Source organism: Aliivibrio friggae (genome assembly GCF_057368515.1).
The window spans coordinates 418,362-441,870 of sequence record NZ_CM170649.1; the positions used below are offsets into that span (position 1 = coordinate 418,362).

At 36.7% G+C, this 23,509-nt stretch carries 18 protein-coding genes; 7 read left to right on the plus strand and 11 right to left on the minus strand.

Features of this window, described 5'->3' with window-relative positions:
- The first annotated feature begins 106 nt into the window (after positions 1–106).
- Together AC2INI_RS15335 and AC2INI_RS15340 are read left to right on the plus strand one after the other, a co-directional pair.
- Positions 107–1,411 (plus strand): TolC family outer membrane protein, encoded by a 1,305-nt coding sequence (locus tag AC2INI_RS15335; protein ID WP_174213425.1) that lies wholly within the window; start codon positions 107–109, stop codon positions 1,409–1,411.
- A 2-nt stretch (positions 1,412–1,413) separates the two neighbouring features.
- On the plus strand, positions 1,414–2,019 hold the full coding sequence (locus tag AC2INI_RS15340) for an OmpA family protein (protein ID WP_122032311.1): 606 nt from the start codon (positions 1,414–1,416) through the stop codon (positions 2,017–2,019).
- Positions 2,020–2,098: 79 nt separating this feature from the next.
- Here the strand turns inward: AC2INI_RS15340 and AC2INI_RS15345 are convergent, their stop codons facing one another.
- From AC2INI_RS15345 to AC2INI_RS15365, 5 genes are all read right to left on the minus strand, one after another.
- Complete coding sequence (locus tag AC2INI_RS15345) at positions 2,099–4,213, minus strand: type I secretion system permease/ATPase (protein WP_122032312.1); 2,115 nt, start codon at positions 4,211–4,213, stop codon at positions 2,099–2,101.
- Position 4,214: 1 nt separating this feature from the next.
- A complete protein-coding gene (locus AC2INI_RS15350; RefSeq protein ID WP_486306318.1) occupies positions 4,215–6,140 on the minus strand; it encodes a bifunctional diguanylate cyclase/phosphodiesterase in 1,926 nt (641 codons plus the stop codon).
- A gap of 4 nt (positions 6,141–6,144) precedes the next feature.
- Positions 6,145–6,807, minus strand: a complete 663-nt coding sequence (locus AC2INI_RS15355) for a transglutaminase-like cysteine peptidase (RefSeq protein WP_371413423.1) — start codon at positions 6,805–6,807, stop codon at positions 6,145–6,147.
- A gap of 30 nt (positions 6,808–6,837) precedes the next feature.
- Entirely contained in the window at positions 6,838–8,229 is a 1,392-nt protein-coding gene (locus AC2INI_RS15360; protein WP_122032315.1) for an HlyD family type I secretion periplasmic adaptor subunit, read from the minus strand.
- 208 nt (positions 8,230–8,437) lie between these two features.
- Positions 8,438–10,564 carry a GNAT family N-acetyltransferase gene (locus AC2INI_RS15365; RefSeq protein WP_486306319.1) on the minus strand — a complete coding sequence of 709 codons (2,127 nt, stop codon included), beginning with the start codon at positions 10,562–10,564 and terminating at the stop codon, positions 8,438–8,440.
- Positions 10,565–10,697: 133 nt separating this feature from the next.
- Here AC2INI_RS15365 and AC2INI_RS15370 point away from each other — a divergent pair, with 133 nt between their 5' ends.
- Positions 10,698–11,270, plus strand: a complete 573-nt coding sequence (locus AC2INI_RS15370; protein ID WP_486306320.1) for a nucleoside triphosphate pyrophosphohydrolase family protein — start codon at positions 10,698–10,700, stop codon at positions 11,268–11,270.
- 103 nt (positions 11,271–11,373) lie between these two features.
- Here the strand turns inward: AC2INI_RS15370 and AC2INI_RS15375 are convergent, their stop codons facing one another.
- Positions 11,374–12,348 carry a ParB/RepB/Spo0J family partition protein gene (locus AC2INI_RS15375; protein WP_122032318.1) on the minus strand — a complete coding sequence of 325 codons (975 nt, stop codon included), beginning with the start codon at positions 12,346–12,348 and terminating at the stop codon, positions 11,374–11,376.
- Between the two features lie 3 nt (positions 12,349–12,351).
- Positions 12,352–13,575, minus strand: coding sequence for a ParA family protein (locus AC2INI_RS15380; RefSeq protein ID WP_105056535.1), 1,224 nt, complete (start codon positions 13,573–13,575; stop codon positions 12,352–12,354).
- Between the two features lie 1,165 nt (positions 13,576–14,740).
- Between AC2INI_RS15380 and AC2INI_RS15385 the strand changes: the two genes are divergently transcribed.
- The 3 genes from AC2INI_RS15385 to AC2INI_RS15395 all read left to right on the plus strand — a co-directional run bounded on the left by AC2INI_RS15385 (position 14,741) and on the right by AC2INI_RS15395 (position 18,814).
- The gene (locus AC2INI_RS15385) at positions 14,741–16,726 is read left to right on the plus strand and encodes a replication initiator protein RctB domain-containing protein (RefSeq protein ID WP_122032319.1); all 1,986 of its coding nucleotides are present in this window, start codon (positions 14,741–14,743) and stop codon (positions 16,724–16,726) included.
- A gap of 355 nt (positions 16,727–17,081) precedes the next feature.
- Positions 17,082–17,429 (plus strand): RidA family protein, encoded by a 348-nt coding sequence (locus tag AC2INI_RS15390; RefSeq protein ID WP_130047075.1) that lies wholly within the window; start codon positions 17,082–17,084, stop codon positions 17,427–17,429.
- A 77-nt stretch (positions 17,430–17,506) separates the two neighbouring features.
- Positions 17,507–18,814, plus strand: coding sequence for an alpha/beta fold hydrolase (locus AC2INI_RS15395; RefSeq protein WP_486306321.1), 1,308 nt, complete (start codon positions 17,507–17,509; stop codon positions 18,812–18,814).
- Between the two features lie 64 nt (positions 18,815–18,878).
- On the opposite strand, the gene AC2INI_RS15400 is transcribed toward AC2INI_RS15395, so the two are convergent.
- Positions 18,879–19,613 carry a DUF4344 domain-containing metallopeptidase gene (locus tag AC2INI_RS15400; RefSeq protein WP_486306450.1) on the minus strand — a complete coding sequence of 245 codons (735 nt, stop codon included), beginning with the start codon at positions 19,611–19,613 and terminating at the stop codon, positions 18,879–18,881.
- Between the two features lie 244 nt (positions 19,614–19,857).
- Between AC2INI_RS15400 and AC2INI_RS15405 the strand changes: the two genes are divergently transcribed.
- Positions 19,858–21,321, plus strand: a complete 1,464-nt coding sequence (locus tag AC2INI_RS15405; protein ID WP_486306322.1) for a DUF4832 domain-containing protein — start codon at positions 19,858–19,860, stop codon at positions 21,319–21,321.
- 39 nt (positions 21,322–21,360) lie between these two features.
- On the opposite strand, the gene AC2INI_RS15410 is transcribed toward AC2INI_RS15405, so the two are convergent.
- The 3 genes from AC2INI_RS15410 to AC2INI_RS15420 all read right to left on the minus strand — a co-directional run bounded on the left by AC2INI_RS15410 (position 21,361) and on the right by AC2INI_RS15420 (position 23,476).
- Positions 21,361–22,524: an alpha/beta hydrolase gene (locus tag AC2INI_RS15410; RefSeq protein ID WP_486306323.1), complete on the minus strand. Its 1,164-nt coding sequence runs from the start codon at positions 22,522–22,524 to the stop codon at positions 21,361–21,363.
- Positions 22,525–22,595: 71 nt separating this feature from the next.
- Entirely contained in the window at positions 22,596–23,063 is a 468-nt protein-coding gene (locus tag AC2INI_RS15415) for a hypothetical protein (protein WP_486306324.1), read from the minus strand.
- Between the two features lie 2 nt (positions 23,064–23,065).
- Complete coding sequence (locus AC2INI_RS15420; protein WP_486306325.1) at positions 23,066–23,476, minus strand: hypothetical protein; 411 nt, start codon at positions 23,474–23,476, stop codon at positions 23,066–23,068.
- Positions 23,477–23,509: the final 33 nt, after the last annotated feature.

Sequence of the window (23,509 nt, forward strand, 5' to 3'; positions counted from 1 at the left end):
CACACATTGGTTTAACGCTAAATAATTACCTATATTAATCCTGTGCATTTTAACCGTCACGTTCAGAAAAGAAGATACGATGATTAGGAGAAACACTTTGAAATGGATGAAACTTGCAACCAGTAGTTTGCTTGTTTTGAGCGTATCTACTCAAGCTCAAACGTTAGAGCAAGCAATCTCTCAAACTCTAACAACAAACCCAGAAGTAAAAAAAGCATATAATTCTTATTTGAGCTTTGTTGCGGATAGTGAGAGTGTCTCAGGTAATTACTTACCATCGATTGATTTAGATGCCGGTATTGGATTGGAAAGCATCAACCCTGCAGATGGTAGCTCTACAGATATGACCCGAAAAGATGCAACTTTATCGTTAACCCAATTAATTTGGGATGGTTCAAATACAATTAATGATATGGATCGAACAGAGGCTGAATCAGAATCAGCTCGCTTGCAACTTATCTCTCTAGCTGAAAATAAAGCACTTGATGTTTCACAAGTCTATTTAGATGCAGTAAAAGCGACCGAGATCCTCGCGCTTTCTGAAAGTAATCTCGCTATTCATAAGAAAATCTACAAAGATATTAAGAAAAGAGCAAACTCTGGTGTAGGCTCAACTGCAGATGTATCTCAAGTAGAAGCACGTATTGCTCGAGCACACGGTAATTTACTTGCTGCTCAAAACAACTTATTTGATACACATACCGTCTTTACACAAATTGTAGGCTCACCTCCTCAAAGTCTTATTTATCCTCGAGCTGATTCAAGAACCTTACCCTTGAGTTTGCAGGACGGTATTGAACGAGCTTACGAACATCATCCTGTCATCTTAACGGCTCAGTCAGATATTAAAGCCGCTAAGTTTCAATATGCTCAATCAAAAAGTGCAAATTACCCAACCTTCTCAATTGAAGCCGCCCAAACATGGCGCGATGATGCTGGTGGTATAGAGGGTAATAGTGATGAGTTTTCTGCGATGGTCAGAATGCGTTACAACCTATATAACGGTGGTAGTGACAGTGCAAGATCAGATAAAAGTGCTTATCAATTAAACATGGCAAAAGATCTTCGTGACAGTGCTTATCGTAATGTTGAAGAAGGATTTCGACTTTCTTGGAGTGCCTTAGATTTAACTCTACAACAAAAAGAATTTCTAGCCGATCATGTTGATGCAGCCTCAGATACCGTCATTGCATACGAAAAACAATATCGTATAGGAAAGCGTACACTACTTGATTTATTAAATACTGAAAATGAGTTGTTTGAAGCTCGTAAATCCTACTTAGACGCTCACTATTCAGAGCAATTTGCTAAATTCAGAGTATTACATGCAACAGGAACACTGTTACCTTCATTGTTAATCGATACACCAAAAGAATGGGATTCTACGCAATCCAAAAAAGAGGATAAATAATAATGAAAACAGTAATTTACCCTGCAATTATTGCTTCTCTCTTTTTGACTGGTTGCGTCTCAGGTGATAAAGATTACATTGAAACGCCTAAGTCAGATCAAATCGCCGATCTAAGAGATGATGATTATGATGGTGTTATTAATGCTCGAGATATTTGCCCAGGTACACCGCGTGGTGCAGAAATAGATAACGATGGTTGTGCTGAATATGTAGAACATTCGGATAAAAAAGATCTTAAGATCCTTTTTGCTAATGATTCATCAGAGATCTCTCCGATCTTTAAAACAGAGATCAGAACAATGGCTGAGTTTCTTACTGAATATTCAGACACATCCATTCAACTTCAAGGTTTTGCGAGCCAACAAGGTAACGCTGAATATAATATCCACTTATCAAAACTACGTGCAGCAGCAGTTCGCGTTGCTTTAATTGAATACGGTGTTGATCCCGATAGAATTGAAACTATTGGTTTTGGAGACACGCTATTAACCGCGAAAGGTGATTCAGCAGTAAGCCATGCATTAAACCGTCGTGTTGTTGCAACGGTTGTAGGTTTTAAAGGTGATGTAGTAAACGAGTGGAATATATTTACACGTAAAAAGAAATAACCTCTCTAAATTTACTAAATCGAGTTAATAAAAAAGGCAGTGAGTTATCACTGCCTTTTTGTTTTCCAAAAGCAAAATATTAACTAGCTGCTTTTACTTTTCCCGTTTTCAACTCATTAAGCACCTGATTTTTAGGCCCATCAGCAATTATGTGCCCTTTTTCCATCACTATAATTCTATCTACAACTTCTAACATAGATGATTTATGAGTAATTAGTATCAAGGTTTCTGATGGTTTTAGGTGAGATAACTGATTCTTAAATAACAACTCAGATCGGTTATCCATACTACTGGTTGGCTCATCCATTAGTAATACGGGTGGACGACCAATTAGAGCACGAGCAATAGCCACTGACTGACGCTGACCACCTGATAATAACAAACCACCCTCACCTACTTGACGCTCTAACCCCGCAGGATCTTGTTGAGTAAATGCGGTAACACCAGCACGGTTTGCAGCATCCATCATTTCGGCATCATCAGATAATTCTCGCCCTAAAATGATGTTTTCTCTGATTGAACCATAAAACAAAGTAATATCTTGCGGAACACAGCCTATATTACGTCGTACGTCGACATGATGAAGTTGGGATATGTCGGTATCATCTATTCGAACAGAGCCCTCTGTGGCTTGATACAGGCCCATAATTAGCCTTTCTAAAGTCGTCTTACCTGAACCAATTCGGCCAATGATCGCTACCTTTTCTCCAGGATTAATAGTAAGACTAATATCTCGAACCGCAGAGACTTGAGATTCAGGGTAGTTAAAGCTCACTTTATCTAACTCAACTTTCCCTTGAAGAATTGGACGATGAATATAGCGCTTATCTTCCTCTTGTTCATCAGGCATTGCCATTAATTGTTCAATGATAGTCATAGATGATTTAGCTTGATTATAACGTGTTGATAATAGAGAAATTTGAACGAGTGGGCCAATAGCTTTACCACTCAGCATAGTTGATGCTATCAATGCTCCCATCGTCAGATCACCATTAGCAATCAGATAAACACCAACAATGATCATACCTATATTAACGGCCTGTTGTACAAAGCCCGCCATATTCTGAATTGAATCCGTAATTCGTCGACTTTTAATACTCCAATTCGAGATATGAGTAACCGCCTCTTCCCATTTATATTGAAATTTACTTTGAGCATTGAAGATTTTTAGTGTTTCTAAGCCAACTAAGCTCTCAATTAAATTAGCGTACTTTTGAGAAGCAAGTCGTGAGCCTTCTTCAATTGTTTTCTTTAATGGTCCTTGAATAATCGCCGCATGAATAAGTAGTAATAGGATCCCAACAATCGGTACTAAGACAATTGGGCCCGCAATTAGATAAATCACGAATAAGAAAAGTAAAGCAAAGGGTAAATCAATAAGAGACGCGATGGTTGCTGACGTAAAGAATTCTCGGATCGATTCAAACTCTTGTAGGTGTCGAGCAAAAGCACCAACCGAAGGAGGACGAGCCTCCATTCTAATCCCCAATATTTTCTGAAATAATTTAGACGATATCAATACATCCGATTTTTTCCCTGCGATATCAATGAAATATCCTCGAACGTATTTAAGAATAAAATCAAAAATAAAGACAACAAAAATACCAGAAGCTAATACCCATAGAGATTCAAATGCAAGGTTAGGCACGACTTTGTCATAAACAAGACGAGTAAACATAGGTGTTGCAATCGCAAATATATTAATCAAGATAGAAGCAATAAACACATCACGATAAATATGTTTAGATTCTAATAAAGTACTCCAGAACCAGTGGCCTTCACGTTTCTTTAGTATCTCAGGGGAGCGTTCATCGTATCTAAATTGTTTTTTAAGTAAAAAGTATCGCCCAATATATTGCGATTCTAACTCTTCAATTGAGATAGAAATCGGCAACATATCTGAACTTTCAGTAATGATTTCAGCCTGCTTATTTTCAGCATCAAAGCCAATTAATACACACGACTCTCCTCCCTGAAGTAACAAAACAACAGGTAAAACTAAGCGTGGAATACTTAATAAAGGTGCTTGATTTTCCTTTGCCACTAATCCTGCGCGCTCTGCAGCACGAGAAAACAAGTAAGGGGTTAATTTACCATCTTGTAAGGGTAAACCATTAATCAATGCTTCAGGCGAGTTTACCTGGCCGTAATAGCGCCCTACGTAGCATAAAGAGTGTAATAGTGAATCTTTCATATTATTGACCCTTCACTTTTTCATTAACAAAAAATCCTTGGAAAATATCAATATTATGTTCAGCTAGTAACTCTAACTGCTGTTTGTTTTCTACTCGTGAGGCAATAGTAATGATCCCTAGATTTTGTGCTGTTCTTGAAATAGATGCCAAAATAAAACGTTGTTTTTCATCATCTAATTGGTGAGTGAATAAATAATCAAGTTTTACATATTTTGGCCTAAATAACTTAATGTATTCAAGAGATTCAAAATTACGTCCAAAATTATCAACGCCAAACTCTGCCCCTGAAGAACGGATCACATTACATAATAAAGCAGTATAATCTTCATTCTCAATAAATGATGATTCTTGAATTTCAAAATGAAGTAATGAAGCAATAGGTTTATGTTTTTTAAGTAAACTAGTTAACCAACGGACAAAGCTAGGGTTTTCAATACTGCTATTTGCCAAGTTAATTGCAACTGGTTGAGTTATTTCTTCAGCAAGAATACGTTCAACCATCGTGCGTATAACAAATTGATCAAACGAGGTAGTTTCATTTAGTTGTTCAAGTGCAAATAAGTATTGATTCGCAGAATACCGTTTGTTATCTTTTTCAATTGCTGAAAAGACTTCTTGATGGAAAATACTTCCCGATTGAGTTGTGGCTAGCTGTAATGTGAAATTAAATAAATGCTCATTAATTGCCTCATCAACAAACTGTTTCCATTGCTGTTTACCCATCAGTTCATGGGCACTTTCATCAGCAATATAACCAAATAATAACTCAGGCGTAGAGTGTGCTTGAGCTAGCGCATTATCAGCAAGTGAAAGGATCTCTGTTGATGTTTTTCTTGATTCATTAAATATAACGCCTAAGTCAGCATCAATAGGAGCCGTAGCTGTCGGATCACCTTTAATATCTTGCGTATAAGCAATGATATTTTCAGCAGTTACTTTTAACTCTTCTTCTTCAATGCTTGGGAAGATAAAACCAAATTCATAAGTATTTAATCGTGTCATTATGATGTTCGATGAAGGCAGTGTCGCTTTTAATAAATCAGATAACTCTTTAACTTTTTTATCTCCAGCTTCATACCCTTCTTCCTCATATACTTTATTAATAAAATTTACGCGAAATAAAGCAATACCACCTTTTGAAGATTCAGATAACCATGTATTTAACTGCGCCATAAAAAACGACCGGTTACCTAATCCAGAAGTTGGGTCGAGGTAGACTTTGTCTCTTAGCTTCTCAGCTTCTTTTGCTTGTGATTGGAAACTTTGCGCTATCTGTAATGACATCGTATTAATACCATTAATTACCGCTTCTAAGTCTTTCGTTTTTGGTTTAGCTAATTCATTACTAAAATTATTTTCTGCGACTTCTTTCATTTTTATAATGATCTGCTGTAAAGGTGCTAATGCTCGCTTCACAACAAACGAAATAATAATAATGCCTAATCCAATTACGATAGCAAAAGTAAACGCCAACTCAGTTAATGCCTTCCAAAGTTGTTGATAAGCATAACCTGGGTGAGTCACAATTTCGACCTCAGCCAATTGTAACCATCCACTCGTTATAACTCTGCTTTCAGAAATAGTTCTGAATAAATTAAAATCTAAAAACCATTCAGGCACAGAATCTACCGTTAATGGATAAACACGAACAATTTCATCATTAGTGTTAAACAACGTTAATCGTACTGCAGAATAGTAACTACCATCAAATAGCGCATTAATCACAGACTCTGCAGCAACCTTATCCTCATTTTCTAAATAAGGCGCAAGAGCAAGCCCTACCGTATTAATCGTATTATTCACTTCTGAACGCTGCTGGTTTTCTAGAAACGTTTGTGTACTACGAAATTCAATCGCAAAGACAGAGATCATCAATAGTAAAAAGACGGCTGTCATCCATGAAACTAGCTGTTTATATAATGTCATATCGCTACTCATCATAATTTATAATTGGGTGGTTTAATCTCAGGCCTTTGTTTCTTGCTCGTAAATCATTCCATAAACTTAATCGAGATGATTTTCCTGCCTGCTGTCCGTTTCCTTTACCTTTCATTAGCCATAGATGTTGACCATTAAAACTATAAATTGGTAATAGATCGGTACGCTCTGTTGCTGGTTTTATTTCTTTATCAATGTTATCCAAAATCAATGGTACTGAAGATGGTGTTGGGTAATAAGCAAGTACCATATGAAATTGATTCAAATCTAAAGCTTTAAGGTAAATCAATCTTAATTTTTTATCGGGGACACCAAGCTCTAATAAGGAAAAATATTTCGCAATGGTAAAGTCTTCACAATCTCCGGCGTTACTTCCTAAAAACTCCAGAGGCGTTGCCCAATAATCTTTCTTTCCCCATAACCGAATATCATCGACAAAATAAAGTTGATTGAAAAATAGATTAATTTCTTCAAGCTGTTTTCTTTCATTTTTATTATCAAGCGTTGCTATCAGCTCACGCCATGCAGTCACTCGCCTCGATGCTCTCTCACCATACTCATCTTTTACGGCTTTAATCCAACTGTTGTCTTGCTTGGTTAAAGCGATAGATGTGAGTGAGAATATGGCAAGAGGTAAAATGAACAACCATTTTATCCTCATCTGTTTTTACTCTCTCTATCCATACTATTCTTTTAATGCCGAGCTTTTTGCTTGAATAATAGGTTTAAGTAGATAATCAAGAATACTGCGCTTTCCTGTAATGATATCTACCGACGTTGTCATTCCTGGGATAATGTAGAATTGAGTTTTCTCAGCTAAGTCATCTTGTGATGTTCTAACACGAACTAAATAAAAACTGTTTCCTTCCTCATCTTGAATCGTATCCGCACTAATATGCTCTAGTGTTCCTTTTAAACCACCATAACGAGTAAAGTCATAAGCACTGAATTTAACTATCGCTGCTAACCCAGGACGAAGAAATGCAATATCTTGTGGGGCTATCTTGGCTTCAATCAATAATGTATCTTCGGTAGGAACAATCTCAATCAGATCCATACCAGGCTGAATAACCCCCCCTACCGTATTAATATAAATTTTCTTGATGGTTCCCGTCACAGGAGAAAGAACAACGGTTCGATTAACTTTATCTTTTAGGCCCACTTGTGATTCAGTTAATGCCGAAAGCTTATCTTGAATGCTGTTCAATTTTTCTTGCTGTTCAGAGCGAAACTTAAGGGCTGCATCAATTCGGTTTAACACAGCTTCTTGAATAGCAGAGCTTAACACTGGGATTTTTAATTCTGTTGAGGTTAGCTCTCGCTTAGTATCATTAACTTGACGCTGTAGTTTAAGTAACTCTATTCGAGGGACGACACCTTCATCAGCCAATGGTTTTGTTATATCAAATTCTTTTCTCGCTAAACCATAACTTGCTTTCAAGCTTCTCACTCGAGATTTAATTTCAACAAGCTCTTGCTGCTTTTGACTGACTTGCTGGTCAAATACAAAAATACGGTTTTTTAAGTTATTCATATCCGCGTTATATTCAGCTAACTGTCTTTTGACTACGATTGGATTTTCTTCCATAAACTCAGCATCAAATTTCAACTTACCTTTTGAGATAATGACAGAATCTTTCCAACGCTTACGACTATTAATATCTTGAATTAAAATACTGTCCATTGATGCTGATAATTGCATAGCGCTTGCCGTCAAATTGACGAGTTGTTTTTTACGCTCTCTAAAGTCAGAACGAAAACGAGTATCATCAATTAATAATAGCTGTTGACCTTTTTTGACTTGATCCCCTTCTTTAACCAACATCTCCTTTACTAAACCACCCTCAAGGTTTTGTACTACTTGCAATTGAGATGATGGAATTACCTTTCCTTGTCCAACGGTTACCTTATCTATTTCAGCCCATGAAGCCCAAGCAATAGCGATACAGAAAAAGACGGCAATAATCCACAGGAGAATTTTAGCGTTTGTTGGGGTGTTAAGAAGTAGCGCTGCCGTTTTGTCATCAACAAATTCCAGCTCTTCTTTATTAAGGCGATTCAATCCCTTTTCATTCATTTCCAATTCCCTAGACTACCGTGTTAATGAATAACATTTCCATTACATTAGAATATCGTATTTCACTGTAACTCACTAAGGTTTATTAGTTATATTTTGAAGCTTGAATCATTTCTGAAGAAGTAAGAAGGTATGATTTACAGTGTAAATTGAGTGTAGGTTATAAATTCAATTTACACTGTAAATTAGGACAGTAGAATGAGTGGGTTTACAATTTACACTGTAAATTATCTAACATACATTTAATGAGCTCTCTCAATTGCAACTCCGCATTTTTTCTACCAATTAAATTGCATTCTTCTATAACGACAGACCATTCTTTGGTTTGAATGATTTTGGTCACTGCCAGTTCTTTTTGAGGCTCAGATAAATCAATAAGCATTGATAGATTACTAAGAATGAATTGACGTAGTTCATATTGAAGTAATTCATATCCTAAGCCACCTAACGCAAAAGTAGTCAGTCGTTTAATAATTAAAGGTGACATAGTATCTTTGATTGAAACGCCACCTAAAAGACTAAGTACATCCTTGTATGGCAGTTCAGAAAATGTCGACATTAACTGCTCAGGGAATGAGGTATAAAAATACTCATCGCCAATAGAGACCCAATTAATACTTTTTTGACTTAATGGTTTCATTGCTAATAAAGAGTGTGTTCCACTCGCTTTGTCTTTTGTTATACCTAAACGAACAAAGTGAAAGCCAAGAGCTTGCCAAAAATAATTCAACTCCGCAGTCGAACCAAAACTGGTACTAAGGTAATCCAACCCCTCTTGTTTATATTTATTTTCTATCGCCCGAATAAATTCCGAGCCAATGCCTCGTTGTTGAAAACTTGGATCGACAGCAATTCGCATAATACGAAAACTCGATTGAATGGCTGGCTCATCAATACATAATGTTTGAGTTAGTGATATCGCAGCTAAATGCCCTTTTGGTCGTCGCTTTCCAAGTTGAGCTGCATGAATTAAATCGAGTTCTAACTCTCCCTCTTTAGACATTAAAGCACAGCACACTAACTGGCTATTGCTTCTTTCTATTCCAACCCAACAGAACAACGTTGGATCTGTTAATAAAGATATCCAATCATTTGGCGATGTTTGGTAATGAGCCGATACTAAAAGAGAAAATAAAGCCTGAGAAAGCGTACTGTCATTAACTAACTGAGACACAGATAAACAGTGATAATCAATCTTTGCTAAAGGTTCAATTGTCTGAACAGAATCTACATCTCTATTGTGGTTAAGTAAAAATACAGACGATAACCACTCTTCTAACGGATCGTTATTATTCCAGCGAATAGGTTGCTTCATTTCAATTGAACGATAATTTGGTCTTTTCTTATAAAGTTGTTTATTGAACTTAATCTCAAAACCTCGCCCGGTACCTTCATAGCCATTAATAGTGGTAGAAAAAACCATGCGAGAATATTGTTCGACTAATGAAAGTAACATTGGAGCAGGGATTGCGGCCGCTTCATCAACGCATAATAAATCCAGCGTCTGGGGATTTCGAAGTAACTCATCGGGTGCAAGATAAATAATCTGAGAGTCATTAATCATTAACTGATTTTTTTGTTTCGTTACAACAGTAAAGTTAAGCTGGGCAATACGTTCAGCATGTATAAATATTTCATCAACACTTGCACGCTGTGGTGCGGTTACGCCAATAATTAACGGTCGTTCCATCGCTAACTCAGCAATGGCTATTCCAATCGCTGATGACTTTCCTCTTCCGCGATCTGCCGTCATTACAAGTGGACGCTTTGTATGGCCAGAAACGACTTTTTGAATCGCTTTTACTGCTAATTCTTGATCCGCAGAACGATAAACCGCGTCATGCCATTTAGAGATATTATCGAGAGAAAGAGGACGCTCAGGTAATACGTAGTCAGTATCCGTTTCTTTTAAGCACACCATTTGAGTCATAAAGTGCGATAGCCACTGACTAATCGATAAAGAAAGTGAAGAGCTATCAGTACGAATAAAAAAAACGAGCCCCCCACCAACAACGGTTCCACATATTGCATTAATGGCATTCGCATTAAATTCATGGGAAATATCAATCACCAAACAATCGGTTTCTTGACCTAACTTCTTTAAAGCAGACTTAATAGGAAAAGGAACATACTCAGGAATAGTCAAATCACCGTACAACTCAACGTTGGCAAATCGTGAACTTTGCTGAGAAAAAAAAGAGTCTAATAATGATTCACACCATTGCTTTGAACCTTCAAGCAGAATGGGATAACGGATATAACCACTAGCAGCATAAGAAGATACCGAATTTAGAAATGACAGCGCAGAAAGCATTGCAGAAAAGTCCATTAACATAAGAAGATATTATGCGTAAATTGTAGCATGAGATGAATATTTTCTATCTATTAAGAAAAGAAAGTATGACGAGACAAATCGGGAGAAGGTATAATGCTTGCTACATTTAAGCCTTCATCATTTAGGAATGACCATGCATTTAAGTCAACTTACTCAACCTATCTACCAAAAGCTATATCAAGACATCGAACAATTTAGAAGTACCTTTGACTTAGCAGTAGAAGCACCTGAATCATTAGATGAAAAAAATGACTTATTACACACCTCGTTAGCGATCGAAGAGTTAACAGAATTAGCAGAAGCAGACAGCAAGATTGAACAAGCTGATGCCATTGTGGATACAGTTTATGTCTTAATGGGACGTGCGGTACATTTAGGAACGAAGAATTTAGAAGACAATCTAAGTATCTCGTACTTAATTGACCTTCTCTTAAACGTTGCAAAAAACTTAGATATCGATTTTGTACCATGTTGGGATGAAGTACATTCAAGCAACATGAGTAAAGTGTGTAAAACAGAAGATGAATACCAAGCGACAAAAACATTCTATGCAGAGCAAGGAATTGAACTGATGTCGACTGAAAAAGGTGGATTCATCATCGCTAAATGCGCTAAAAACGTAGAATTAGATAACAAAGTAATTAAGCAAGGTAAGGTTTTAAAATCAGTAAACTACCGACCGGCAGATCTTGCGCCGTTAGTATAATCTAAGAATAAAAAAAACAACGATTCAAATACAAAAAAGAGCCCGGCTTAGTTAACTAAATCGGGCTCTTTTTTATTATTATAATTAATGGCTAAAAAACGTATTAAGATACTTTTTGACTAATGTACGCCAAAATATCTTCCATTAATGCATCATCGACTTTTTTCAAATTCAGAGTCAAAGCCGAACCTTTACGTTTATATGAAGCTCGGCCTTTTACCAATTCAGTACTTAATGGCTTAGCCGCTTCTCTTTTTGGTAATAAATCTTCAACCCAAACTTCAATAAGTTCTGTCACTTCTTTCGTCATTCTACTCACGCCAAGCGCAGTAGAACGCGTCCAAACCGCTCCTTGCTCGCCAGCACATTGTCCAAGTAAGGTTTTTTGTTCCTCGTCAGACAACGTATTATAGAGCTTATGAAGCTTAACAACGGTTGGACGACCAATTTCACTCACACTTGGATACGCTTGTAGCAATTCTAAAGGTAATGTCGCCGCTTTTAATGCGCCACTCACTAATGCTTCACTGCACTGGCATACTTTCGCTAGCTCTTTTTGATCAGCTACGTCACCACGAGCAAGCATTGCATGCATCTCTTTACCACGTTCGTACAGTGATAATGGCTTATGAGCATTCGCTACATCAGAAAGAAATTTAGCGTGTTTGGTATTAATGCCTTCGGCGACATAAATTAAGAAGTCTTGTTCTGCCAAAATACATGACATACGACGACGACTACCGTCAAGAACCTCAATTTTTCCGCCTTCAACAATACGACCCACAGCTGGGTATTGCTGACCACGATCACGCAGTGTAGTTAAAATATCCGATAAAGCATGTTCGGTTAAAAATGATTGTTCACGAGCATTTTCAGCAAAAACAACCGTAGAGTTACGTACGTCTTTTGCTGGAATTTTACGTAACTCAAAAGTCACCATATCTTCACCAGCAACCGCAAGTTCAATCACTTGAGCTTGCGATTTTGCTGCTTTTTGAGCTTCAACTGGTGTTGTTGCACGGCGTTTATTTGTCTTACCAAATAGCTTTGCATTTAAATCAGAAGTTTTAATTGCCATGGATTAGTACTCCCCTTTATTTAACGAATTCCAGTGACTATGAAGAACACGCTCAAATTCTAATGCACTTTTCTTAACTGCATCTTGAGCAACAGCCAATGTCTTCTTACCACCTTCAAAATCTGCCGCTGTTAAGTCAAAAACCGTACTATAAGTATCAGCACAAATTTCAAATGCACGGCTACGTGGAATAGTCGCCATCATCACTTGATCAGCCAATAAATAATTCATTTCAGTTAATACTGAAACTTGTTTTTTATTGTCATCTTCAAACATCGTAGGCATAAGACGAACAAACTCTAATCCATGCCAATCTTCAGGGAACATTTCATACACAGTTGGTAAATGTTGGAAAAAGTTTACTGTTGATGCCCAGTCTAAACGTTTTGCAGCACATGGAATTAACAGTGAGTTTGATGCGTACATTGCGTTCCAAACTAATGGATCAACGTGCGGACCTGTATCAATCATGATCACATCAAATTGATCAGCAATTGGGTCAATAACCTTTTCTTTTAATAACTTAACAATATCAAGAGAACCATTAGTTGATAAATCCTGCCACGCTTCTGCATTAAACATCGCATCTTCAGGGAAAGCAGAAATGGTTTTTAAATTTGGATATTGCGTATTAAGAAGTACATTTTTAGCCATAAACTGACCATCAATAACTTCATTTTCAGGGACATTATCCAACATAATATCTACAGCTGAATAGATGGTGTCCTGCTCTGAAACACTAATTTGAGGGTTTAAGAAAAGGCGAAGTGACCCTTGAGGATCTAAATCGATTAAACAAATACGGTAACGCTTTTCTAAATTTAGAGCTAAACAAGCAGCAAGGTGCACAGCACTCATTGACTTACCTGTACCACCTTTTTGGTTTTGAACATTTACAACCCAAGGCTTATTGTTCACATTTTTTTTCTGTTCATGAAACGCTGGCATTCCTGCCGCATCCATCAACATATGTGCTTCTGTTAATGAAATCGAATAATGATTTGCATTATTCTTCGTAAATTGATGACCCTCAGACTCTAAACGAGTAATTGCTTCATCAAGTTTTCTTCTTGTTAAGCCAGAACGAGTTTCCATCATTGCTTTTGACATTGGAGGGAAATGTTCGTTATTTCTTTCTTCAAGAACCAGTTCGATACGGTCGGATTGTACCTGTTGGGTCTGCTCTGCCAATGCAGCTAAATTAGCAATGGTTTTTTCTCTGTTCATAATATTCGCCATTAATGTAACTATGAAATTAATTGTACAGCAATGAAGGTCAATTACAACAAATTGGTGAACGTGAATTTAATAATGTGATATACATTAAAAAGAGATAATTATACTAACAAAGCTGTCATTTATGTTAAATACAGACTTAATATTTAGGCTATAACTCGGTACGAACATCACAAAAATTAAAATGTTACAGCGTCACATAGTAGTAAATTTACAGTGTAAATTTACGGAAGCGTGAAAAATATCAAACAAATTACGGGGTATGTATTTTCAATATAAAAAGTGAAAATAATATTAAAAAACATCTTTAATTAGAAATTTTTACCGCTAATAATAAAATTAATCTACAACTTAAATTCTCACTTATTAGAAATAAAATGAATTATTACCCAAACCAGGTTAGTAGAGGCGGTCTCACGAAGGAAATAATGAAGCATGATCAAGGGCAAAATAATCGCATTGAGAAGCAATATTCCCTGTAAATTGAATTGTAATTAAAGGAAGCATGATCAAGATAAAATTAATCACGGAAGCATGATAAGAGCTATATAAATTACAGAAAATGTATATTCTATAAGGGTTAACGCAAGATCAATAAAAAAATAGAGAAATAGATCCAGTTAATGAATTACTTGATCATTCTTCTGGATCTAGATTAGCTTTAACTATGTACAAAAAAATGGTGTAAAACATCCAATAAAATAGCAAGAACACAGAAACGAACAAAAACACTCTTTAAATAAACTCAAAAATCATCATTTTAGATAAGAATAAGATCATAAACCCAATCATCAAGATCATATCTGTGGATAAGTTGTGTTTAGACCTTGATCATTCTTCACAAAAATGATGATCATTGATTCAATAGGCTTATGATCATGCTTTTAGTCGTTTTGTGATCATAGATCCGAGCCAATAATGATCATGCTTTCAAAAAAACCTTGATCATGCTTTCATTGCGCAATAAAAATAGTTCTTTATATACAATAACTTGCAAGCAAAAAACCGTTCAGATCATAGATCAATATAATCATATAGATCAGTATTAATCATAAAGATCAGTTTAAAAGAATAATAATTTTTTTCTTTCTTTAAAGATCTAATTCCTTTAATCTATACGAAAGAATGATTAAAATACAATGAATGTCAGTTGAAAATGAATCATATAAAAACAGCAGATAACGAAAAGATCTACATCCCTCTTCCAAGAGATCACAAGGGTGGACACTTATTCGAAATACCAACAAACCTTGTTGATTGGATCACTCAATATCAACATTTTAAAGGTGTTACGAAAAGTATTTTAGAATTAATGAATTTAATTTCATTAAAAGGATTCTCTTCGCCTGATGGTTTAGTTTCAACAACTGAAGTTATCGAAACAACAGATGGACATCTAACACGAGCAGCTATCCAGCAACGATTACGAACTGCCGTAAGTATCGGATTATTTGAGCAATATCCGGTTCGTTTTGAGCAAGGATTAGCTGGAAAAACAATGCTACATAAGTTTATTAATCCGTCCTCGTTAATTTCGACATTAGGTATTACAAGTTTAAAATCTGAACAAAGTCATGAACAAGAAAAACAAAAACGCTCTAAAGCACTTGCTCAGACCCAAGTAAATCGTCAATTTCTTACTGAGCATGGTTTAGGTATCCCACCAAGCATGAGGGATGAAGCTGATCAATTTGTTGTATCTCCGACGAATTGGGCAGGGATCATAGATCAAGCTTTAGCGCCACCACGTACTCGTAAGAACTATCAAAAAGCAATGGTTGCCATTTCAGGTACTAAAGCGATCATTGAAACAAGATCATCAAAAAATATTATGACTGTTGATGATCTGATGACGTTGTTTGCTCTGTTCACTCTAACAGTCCAATATCATGATCACCATCAAGATGATTATCATATTCAAACCAAAACAATGGGTAATAAAACACCGATTTATATTACCGATATCTTAACATTACGTGGTAAGAAAGATTCTGGACCTGCACGTGATTCTATCCGCGAAAGTATTGATCGTATTGAATTTACAGACTTTCAACTACATGAACTTACTGGCCGTTGGCTAAGTGAGAATATGCCTAAAGGCTTTAAAAGTGATCGATTTCGTTTCTTAGCTCGAACTATTACCGCATCTGATGAAGCGCCAAAAGAAGGCAAAGATGGCGAGATCAAAATTAAGCCTAACTTGTATATTTTGGTGTGGGAACCTTCGTTTTACGATGAATTACTAACCAAAGATTACTTCTTTTTATTCCCACCTGAGATCTTAAAGCAACATACGTTGGTATTTCAGCTCTATAGCTTCTTCAGAAGCCGTCTAGCGCGTCGAATGACTGATAACTTACTCCTAAGTGAAATAAATCAGAAACTCGCCCGTAACGTCGAATGGAGACGATTTTCATTAGATCTTATTCGTGAGTTAAAAAAATTAGCTAAAGATAAAGTCACTGATGAATTATTTATTGTGAACTTATGGGGTTATCACCTTACGATCTCGATGCTGGATAGCAATGAAAAATTACCAGATTATCAAGTAGATATTCGCTGTGATCCTGAAGAAGTGATCCGTTATTCGCGAGCAAGAACGACAAATGCTGGTAAACGTAATATGGCACCAACAATGCCAAACCCATTACGTAATGAGATCATGCCAAAACAAGCGATAGATCAACTGTCAACGATCATCGATGGTGAGTTTGAACCCATTAAACGAAATACTCTTAATAAATCAGGTCGTTTAGGTCGCAGAGTGAAGCTCCGTAAACATTCTGCTGAGATTAATGCGGATGAATTAACGATCACATTGACTAAATATACATCTGAGCAAGCATTAGAAAGAAGTATCACTGCATTATCAGCGATGACTGGCCACAGTTCTTCATCCATTTCAGAGGAGTGTAAAGAACTGTTGGAAAAATTAGATTATTTGCAGGTGGCAGGTGAGGTTTTACCTTATGAGACACTGAGTAAGACAATTGAATTCTATAATAGCCAAGATCATGGTAAGCACTTATCAATCGAGAACTTGATCGCAGGTTTAGCGGTACGAAGAAAGATCTGTAAATTAGTGTTTTCACAGAACTATGATCAAGATGTATTACGCGCATTGGACGAGATGGCAGGATAGTCAAACTATTGACAGCTTTATAGCCTTACCCTGACAAAGCGATGACAAAACAATATGCTCAAAGGTTATTATCTCTAACGAATAGACAACCTTTGTCCTTTACCAATCGAAAGATTGGCTCATATTGTTACACATCTTAACTTTTATTGGTTTCAATAATCGTATTGGCGAGCCTAGTGCTCGCCGTTTTTTTATCTGCTAATAAATCCTTACCGCACTTCCCGTATCTTATGGGACCATGATCATTCTTCCATTATGAAATAAGGCTTTAACGCGAAGAGTCCTCGTATTTTCTTTCATTTTTTATTACTCTAGCACTCTAAATTACACCTTAATATTTTAGAAGTAGGTAAGCATGATTGAACGTCAAGAAACAAAGCAGCGTATGAGTCGTATCGTTAAACATAACGGGACGGTTTATCTATGTGGTCAAGTTTGTGCAGATGCGACGAAGGGCATAGCAGAACAGACGCAAACCATGCTTGATAAAGTAGATCTACTGTTAGATCAAGCAGGCAGCTCTCGTGAGCATATGTTGTCAGCCACGATCTACATTAAAGATATGAAAGATTTTGCTGAAATGAATGCGGTTTGGGATGCATGGGTACCAGAAGGTCACGCTCCAGCGCGTGCATGTGTTGAAGCGAGCATGGCTCGTGAAGCGCTTCTTGTTGAAATATCAGTAGTTGCCGCTGAAAAATAATAAAAATAGATAACTAAAATAATAACTTACTTAGCTTATCTTTGGGTAGCTAAGTAAGCTTGATATAAGGAAGTGTCATGCTCAATCATTCAGAACCCGCGTTTTATCTTGACGGTGTAAAGTATCAATCTCATCATTTTTCTTTGCCTCTTAATTATGATGATTACACCGCTACCCCTGATCATGTTTCCGTTTATGCTCGAGAATTAGTAAAAGCAGAAAATAGCGATCTTGATCTTCCGTATTTAGTTTATTTTCAAGGTGGGCCTGGTTTTCCTGCTGCTCGTCCACTCAGTAATTCTGGTTGGTTAAAGCGTGCCTTAGAACAATATCGTGTGATCTTATTGGATCAGCGTGGTACTGGATTAAGCTCTCCGATCACAACTCAAACGATCCAACACTTAGATCCGATAAAACAAGCAGAATATTTAAGCCACTTTCGAGCAGATAACATTGTTCGTGATGCTGAAGCGATTAGAAAGCATTTTAACGTTGATAAGTGGGCGATTATTGGCCAGAGTTTTGGTGGGTTCTGCTCACTAACTTACTTATCATTATTTCCTGATAGTTTACTGGCTTCGTATATTACAGGTGGGATCCCTTCTATTACACGTAATATTGATGATGTTTACCATGCGACATATAAGCGAACGTTAGATAAAAATAGTGAATTCTTTGCTCGCTTTCCACGAGCGCAAGAGCTGTGTGATCGCATTGCGAACAGCTTACTAGATCACTCGGTTACTTTGCCTAATGGCCAGATCTTCACCGTTGAGCAATTTCAACAAATGGGGATCTGTTTTGGTATGGCGGGAGGAGCAGAAGAGCTCTATTTCCAATTAGAAACGGCTTTTGTCGATGTAAATGGCCAACAAGAGCTAGGTTATGGTTTTTTAAATTATGTACTTTCACAACAAGCGCATTTAACTAATCCACTGTATGCGATTTTACATGAGTCGATTTATTGTCAACATAATGCTTCAAAATGGTCAGCACATCGAGTGAGAGGGAGTTATCCTCAATTTAACCACCAGAAAGGCGCTCCACTGCGTTTTACCGGCGAAATGGTCTATCCATGGTTCTTTGACCAGCTTGAAACCTTAAAGCCATTAAAAGAAGCTGCAGAGCTTTTGGCGGCAAAGTCTGATTGGCCAAATTTATACAATATTGAGCAATTAGCAAAGAATACGGTTCCCATGGCTGCGGCAACGTATGTCAATGATATGTTTGTTGAGTTTGATTTCTCTCGTGAAACGTTAAAGTCTATTCCTAACTCTAGAGCATGGATGACCAGTGAGTATGAGCATAATGGCTTGCGAGTCGATGGGGAGAAGATCTTATCAACTCTAATATCAATGGCTGAAGATATTAAAGCCATTCAATAAGCTTTTTTATTGATCCAGAAGCATGATCAAGTAGGATTCGATCCCTTGATCATGCTTCTTATATTTAGTTTGTTTGCTTAAAATAATGATCCCAACTTTGACTTAATGAATCAAATTGAAACTCACAAAACTCTTTTCTATCCTTCAAATAATCGTTTTCGACTTCATCCAATAAATTACTTTGCTTTTTTGGATCACTACCATAAACAAGGCATAAGGTAGAGAAATAGCGCTGTAAATCAAAGCTGTGCTCATCTATGTACTCTCCGAAATCGTAGTAATCAGGTCTATCCTCAGACTCAAATGCAAACATATCTGCCGCACTTATCGCAATATCATCACCATTATTTACGTAGTTTAATAATAAGATGGTTGCAAAGTTATCGACGGCATCTTCTTCTTTTCCTAAAACCGGAATGTTCTGATCAGCGATAAAAGCATGACCTGCCTCATGTAATAAAGTATGAAGTAGAGTATCAAGGGCACCTAACTGCGGTGATTTATTAAAGCGTTCTTGGTATTTATTTTTTGAAAAATAATCGAGTGATTCTTGATAAAACGAATAAGGGATCTGTATCGTATGAAAGTTAGGATCATAGAGAGGCCCTTCCGTGCTTCCATATTGAATGGTGACTGTTTTATTAAATGGGAAATAGTTGTTAGAAAGAGCTATCAATGTGTCATTAATATCACTTTCTTTTATTGTTTTCTGAATTGCAATTTCTTGCTGATTTAAAGGCTTTGAATATTGTATTGATATATTAGGGTTTTCAGCAAAGCTACATAAACTGATGCCCATTAAGGTAATGAAGAGAGGGGAGTGGGTATCTGTTTTCATAGTTAGTCCATTAATCATATCTTGAGTTAGTTGTAGCATAGTATAAGTAAATTAAGGATCCAGAAGAATGCCCCCTTGATCATGCTTCTGATTTGAACTCTATTTTCTTTATTAGAAGTAAGAATAAAGGAAGATCTGACAGAGGATTTACATGTTTTATCTTTTACTTTGTAAACTTTAGTTAGTTTATCTGTTTGGTTTATTTATGTATTTCTTAAAAGTATCTCCTTTCTTATTGTCGTTATTTTTAGTGGGTTGTGGCTCTGAATCTGGGGATTCTAGTTCTTTAGGAACGACTACGATCCAACCTAAAATAAGTAATGCTGTTTTAGTTAACCCTGATATTGGTTTTAGTGATTTTCATTCAATATCGATTCATGATTATGAATACGGTGCAATCCCATCTTACCCAGAAACAAGTACTGTCTATTTTCGGTGGTATTGGTCTGAATTAGAAAAAAGTGATGGTGTTTATAATTTTGCTTTGATAGATAAGCAATTAAATGATGCTAAAGCGGCGGGTAAAAAATTAATGTTTCGAGTTATGGCCATGGGTAAGACTGATACAGGTGAAAACTCAATACCTTTATGGTTTACAGCTAAAGGACAAAGCGTAGTTGTGAATGAAGGGAAAACTGTATTTGTACCTGATTACACATCAAGTGATTTTCAAACTCAAATTCAAGATTTACTTGCTGCATTAAGCACTAAATATAATGATCCAGATGATATTACGAGTATAGATATTGGTGTTATAGGCTCTTGGGCTGAATGGCATTTAGAAGAGGCTTATCCGAATGAGCCAGCCTTAGGAGCGCATTTAAATGATAGTACTCTTTTTGAATCGCCATCTGCTTTTACTAAATATGTAACGATGCATCAATCTAGCTTTACGCGTGTTCCAACTGTGATGTTAATTGGATCTGAAGATAAGAGAGAGACATTTTTAGCTAGTGCTGTAGCAAATGGTTCAGGGTGGAGGGCTGATTGTTTAGGAGATAAAGAAGGCTATTATGGTCCAGGTTGGAATCACATGGTAGATGGCTATCCTCATGCTCTTGATAACGCCAATGCTCACGATGCATGGAAACAAGCTCCCGTTCAATTTGAAACTTGTAACGACATGACATTGTGGAAAACAGATCATAATTTTACTGAAAAAGATGTTACTGAGGTATTTGATTATGCTCTTGACCACCACGCATCCCTAATTAATGCGAAATCAAAACCTATTCCTGATGAGTTTCAGCCTGCAGTTCAAGACGTTCTTAAAAAGCTAGGCTATCGTTTTGAGCTAACCTCTTTAACGCATTCTAAAGAGGTTAATTCATCAAGTACGATGACTATTACCTCTGAATGGAAAAACAGTGGTGTAGCACCTTCTTACTACCCATATCGACTTGCTTATCGTTTTGTTGATGCATCAGGGAAAGTAGAGATAACTCAAGAGACCTCAAGAAACGTTTTAGATTGGTTACCGGCAGAGACTAGAGTAAGAGATGCTCCTGTGCTTAATATTGATGATGAAATAACCGTCCCTGCTTTAGCTGGTGAGTATGATTTACAAATTGCTTTAGTTAATGATCTTGGAGAGGCGAAAATCAAGCTCGCGATAGATATGCCACAGAAAGAAAATTGGTACACAATCTCTAATATTCAGGTAAATTAATAAAAGTAGGCCCGTATACCGATTGAATACGGGCTTATTTTATTTTTCAGACATAACATGATCTAACATTGCCATGCTTTGTTCAAAGTAAGGGTTATAAGTTAAACGTGCAAAAATCTTACCTTCTTCTTTAATTCCATAAGCAGAAAACCATACATCAGCGCCTTCTTCACAAGCAAATTCTTGTTCTTCTGTCTGCCCATTACTGCAAATTCTTACGGTTCCTTTTTCTCCGTATTCTGGGTTATTTGGAGAGAAAAGTAATCCCATATGAGAGCCATCAACTATTTTTAAATCTGGTCTATTCATACTGAATGTCGTGGTATTGGTTGAAGTCAATTCATTCTCCCCTTGCCATACTAGCTGGTTTTTAGCACTTGTGAATTTGGTTTCAAATACTGTTGTAGCAAATTTAGTATCAATAACTTTGTCGCTTTCGCTAGCAATCATAAATACAGGCTTTGTGTAATTTTTATTTTTAAGATCTTTTTGAACAATTTTGGCCGTATCATAATAAATCGCAGCACCATGCATAGGGAGTGAGTTATAACGAATAGGGTTAGTTTCAGGATCTTGATCTGCCCACGTTACAAAATAGCTTGCGATTTTTGCAAACTTAACGGTGGATGATCCCGGCTTAAACGCAGGAGAAAACAAAAGTAATCCTGCGATATTATCGTCTTTAAGTGCTTCAGAGGTAACAAGGTTCGCCCCTGTCGAATAACCACCAAGCCACACTTCATCTGTTTGAGCTTTAAGTAATTGGGTATGATGATGAACGACATTTTGCCAGTCTTCTAAACTAGGCAGCATGAGATCTCCCACTTTACTGCCATGACCAGGAAGTAATATTGAGCGAACTAAATAACCTTGTTCAGCTAGGTGCTGGGCAACATCGATAAAAGAAAAAGGGGAGTCACCCAAACCATGAACTAAAAGCACACCTTTTCCGTTTGGCTTATGTGGCTTTATTTCAAAAGGTAAATTAACAGCAAGTTCTTTTTCTAGATCGTTACTTTTAAATACTCGATGTTCAGTTAACCACTGTTTGGTTTCATCCATGTACTGTTGAAAGCTGCTTTGTGAGTAGTTAGGTAGAGTATCGGATGGTACATAATTAGCATTTGTGGTGGATTGGCTACATGCGCCTAATATTGTTAGAGATCCAATGACTGCAAAGCGCGAAAATAATGATGAAATCACGTAAATGGCCTGTTGAACGATAATAAGATGAGATTAGTATAATCTAGTAAGAATGAACAGAGTGTGAATACTTATAGGCACTCCAATGACCACTCCATGTTCAGGCGTATATCGCCTGCTGGTAAGGATAATTCAGGTTTATTTATGCGTGCTCGGATATAAACGTCTTTAGTATTATTTAAGCGAGGTGCTGATATCTCAACCCCTTGTCGCCAGTAATCGATATTACCCTCATAATAATTTGGGGTCTCTAACCTAAAATAAACGTGATTATTTGGAATCTCACCAGACAAATCCCCTAAATCAAAATGGCTTAAACGAAGGAGTAATCGCGCATGTTTTTTGTTGGATATGAGTTTAAGCATTATGGCTTGTTCATCATAATCACGACCAAAATTGAGCCCACCAGAGTCTTCAACAACAATCAGCCCACAGCGCTCTTTTATCTGTTTCTTAAAGCTGAGGGTTGAGTGAGTATTATTGGCGCTTGCAAACGGTGAGATGAGTAGCATCAATAAGAATAGGGTTAGATGATTCATGATTAGTTCACCATAACTTGCACAATAAAATCAGTAATGGCTTTTTCAGTAACTGCAACACGGCTGATTGTTTGATTATTTTCTGGTGATACCTGATAGCTTGAATTTAAAACGATATCTTTATCGTCATACAGGTAATTGATAACAAGATCACAAGCCAGAAGTCCACTGCCTTCATTTTTTCCTAAGACGGTATCTGTGTAATTTAAGCGACTGGTAGTATCAACCAGCTTTATTTTCGACCAATTTATGTACTCAGAATTCGATAAAGCATCAAAGATCCGGCGTTCATGGTTATTTGATGCATCAACACACTGTTTATTGAAGTCCAGAACTTCGTTTTTATCTAAACCAGAACTGAGTGAATAAGAGCTTATAAAGGGAAAACTAAGAATTAATAGATATTTTTTCATGGTTTCTTCTTATAAAAATAAGCCCTTATAAAG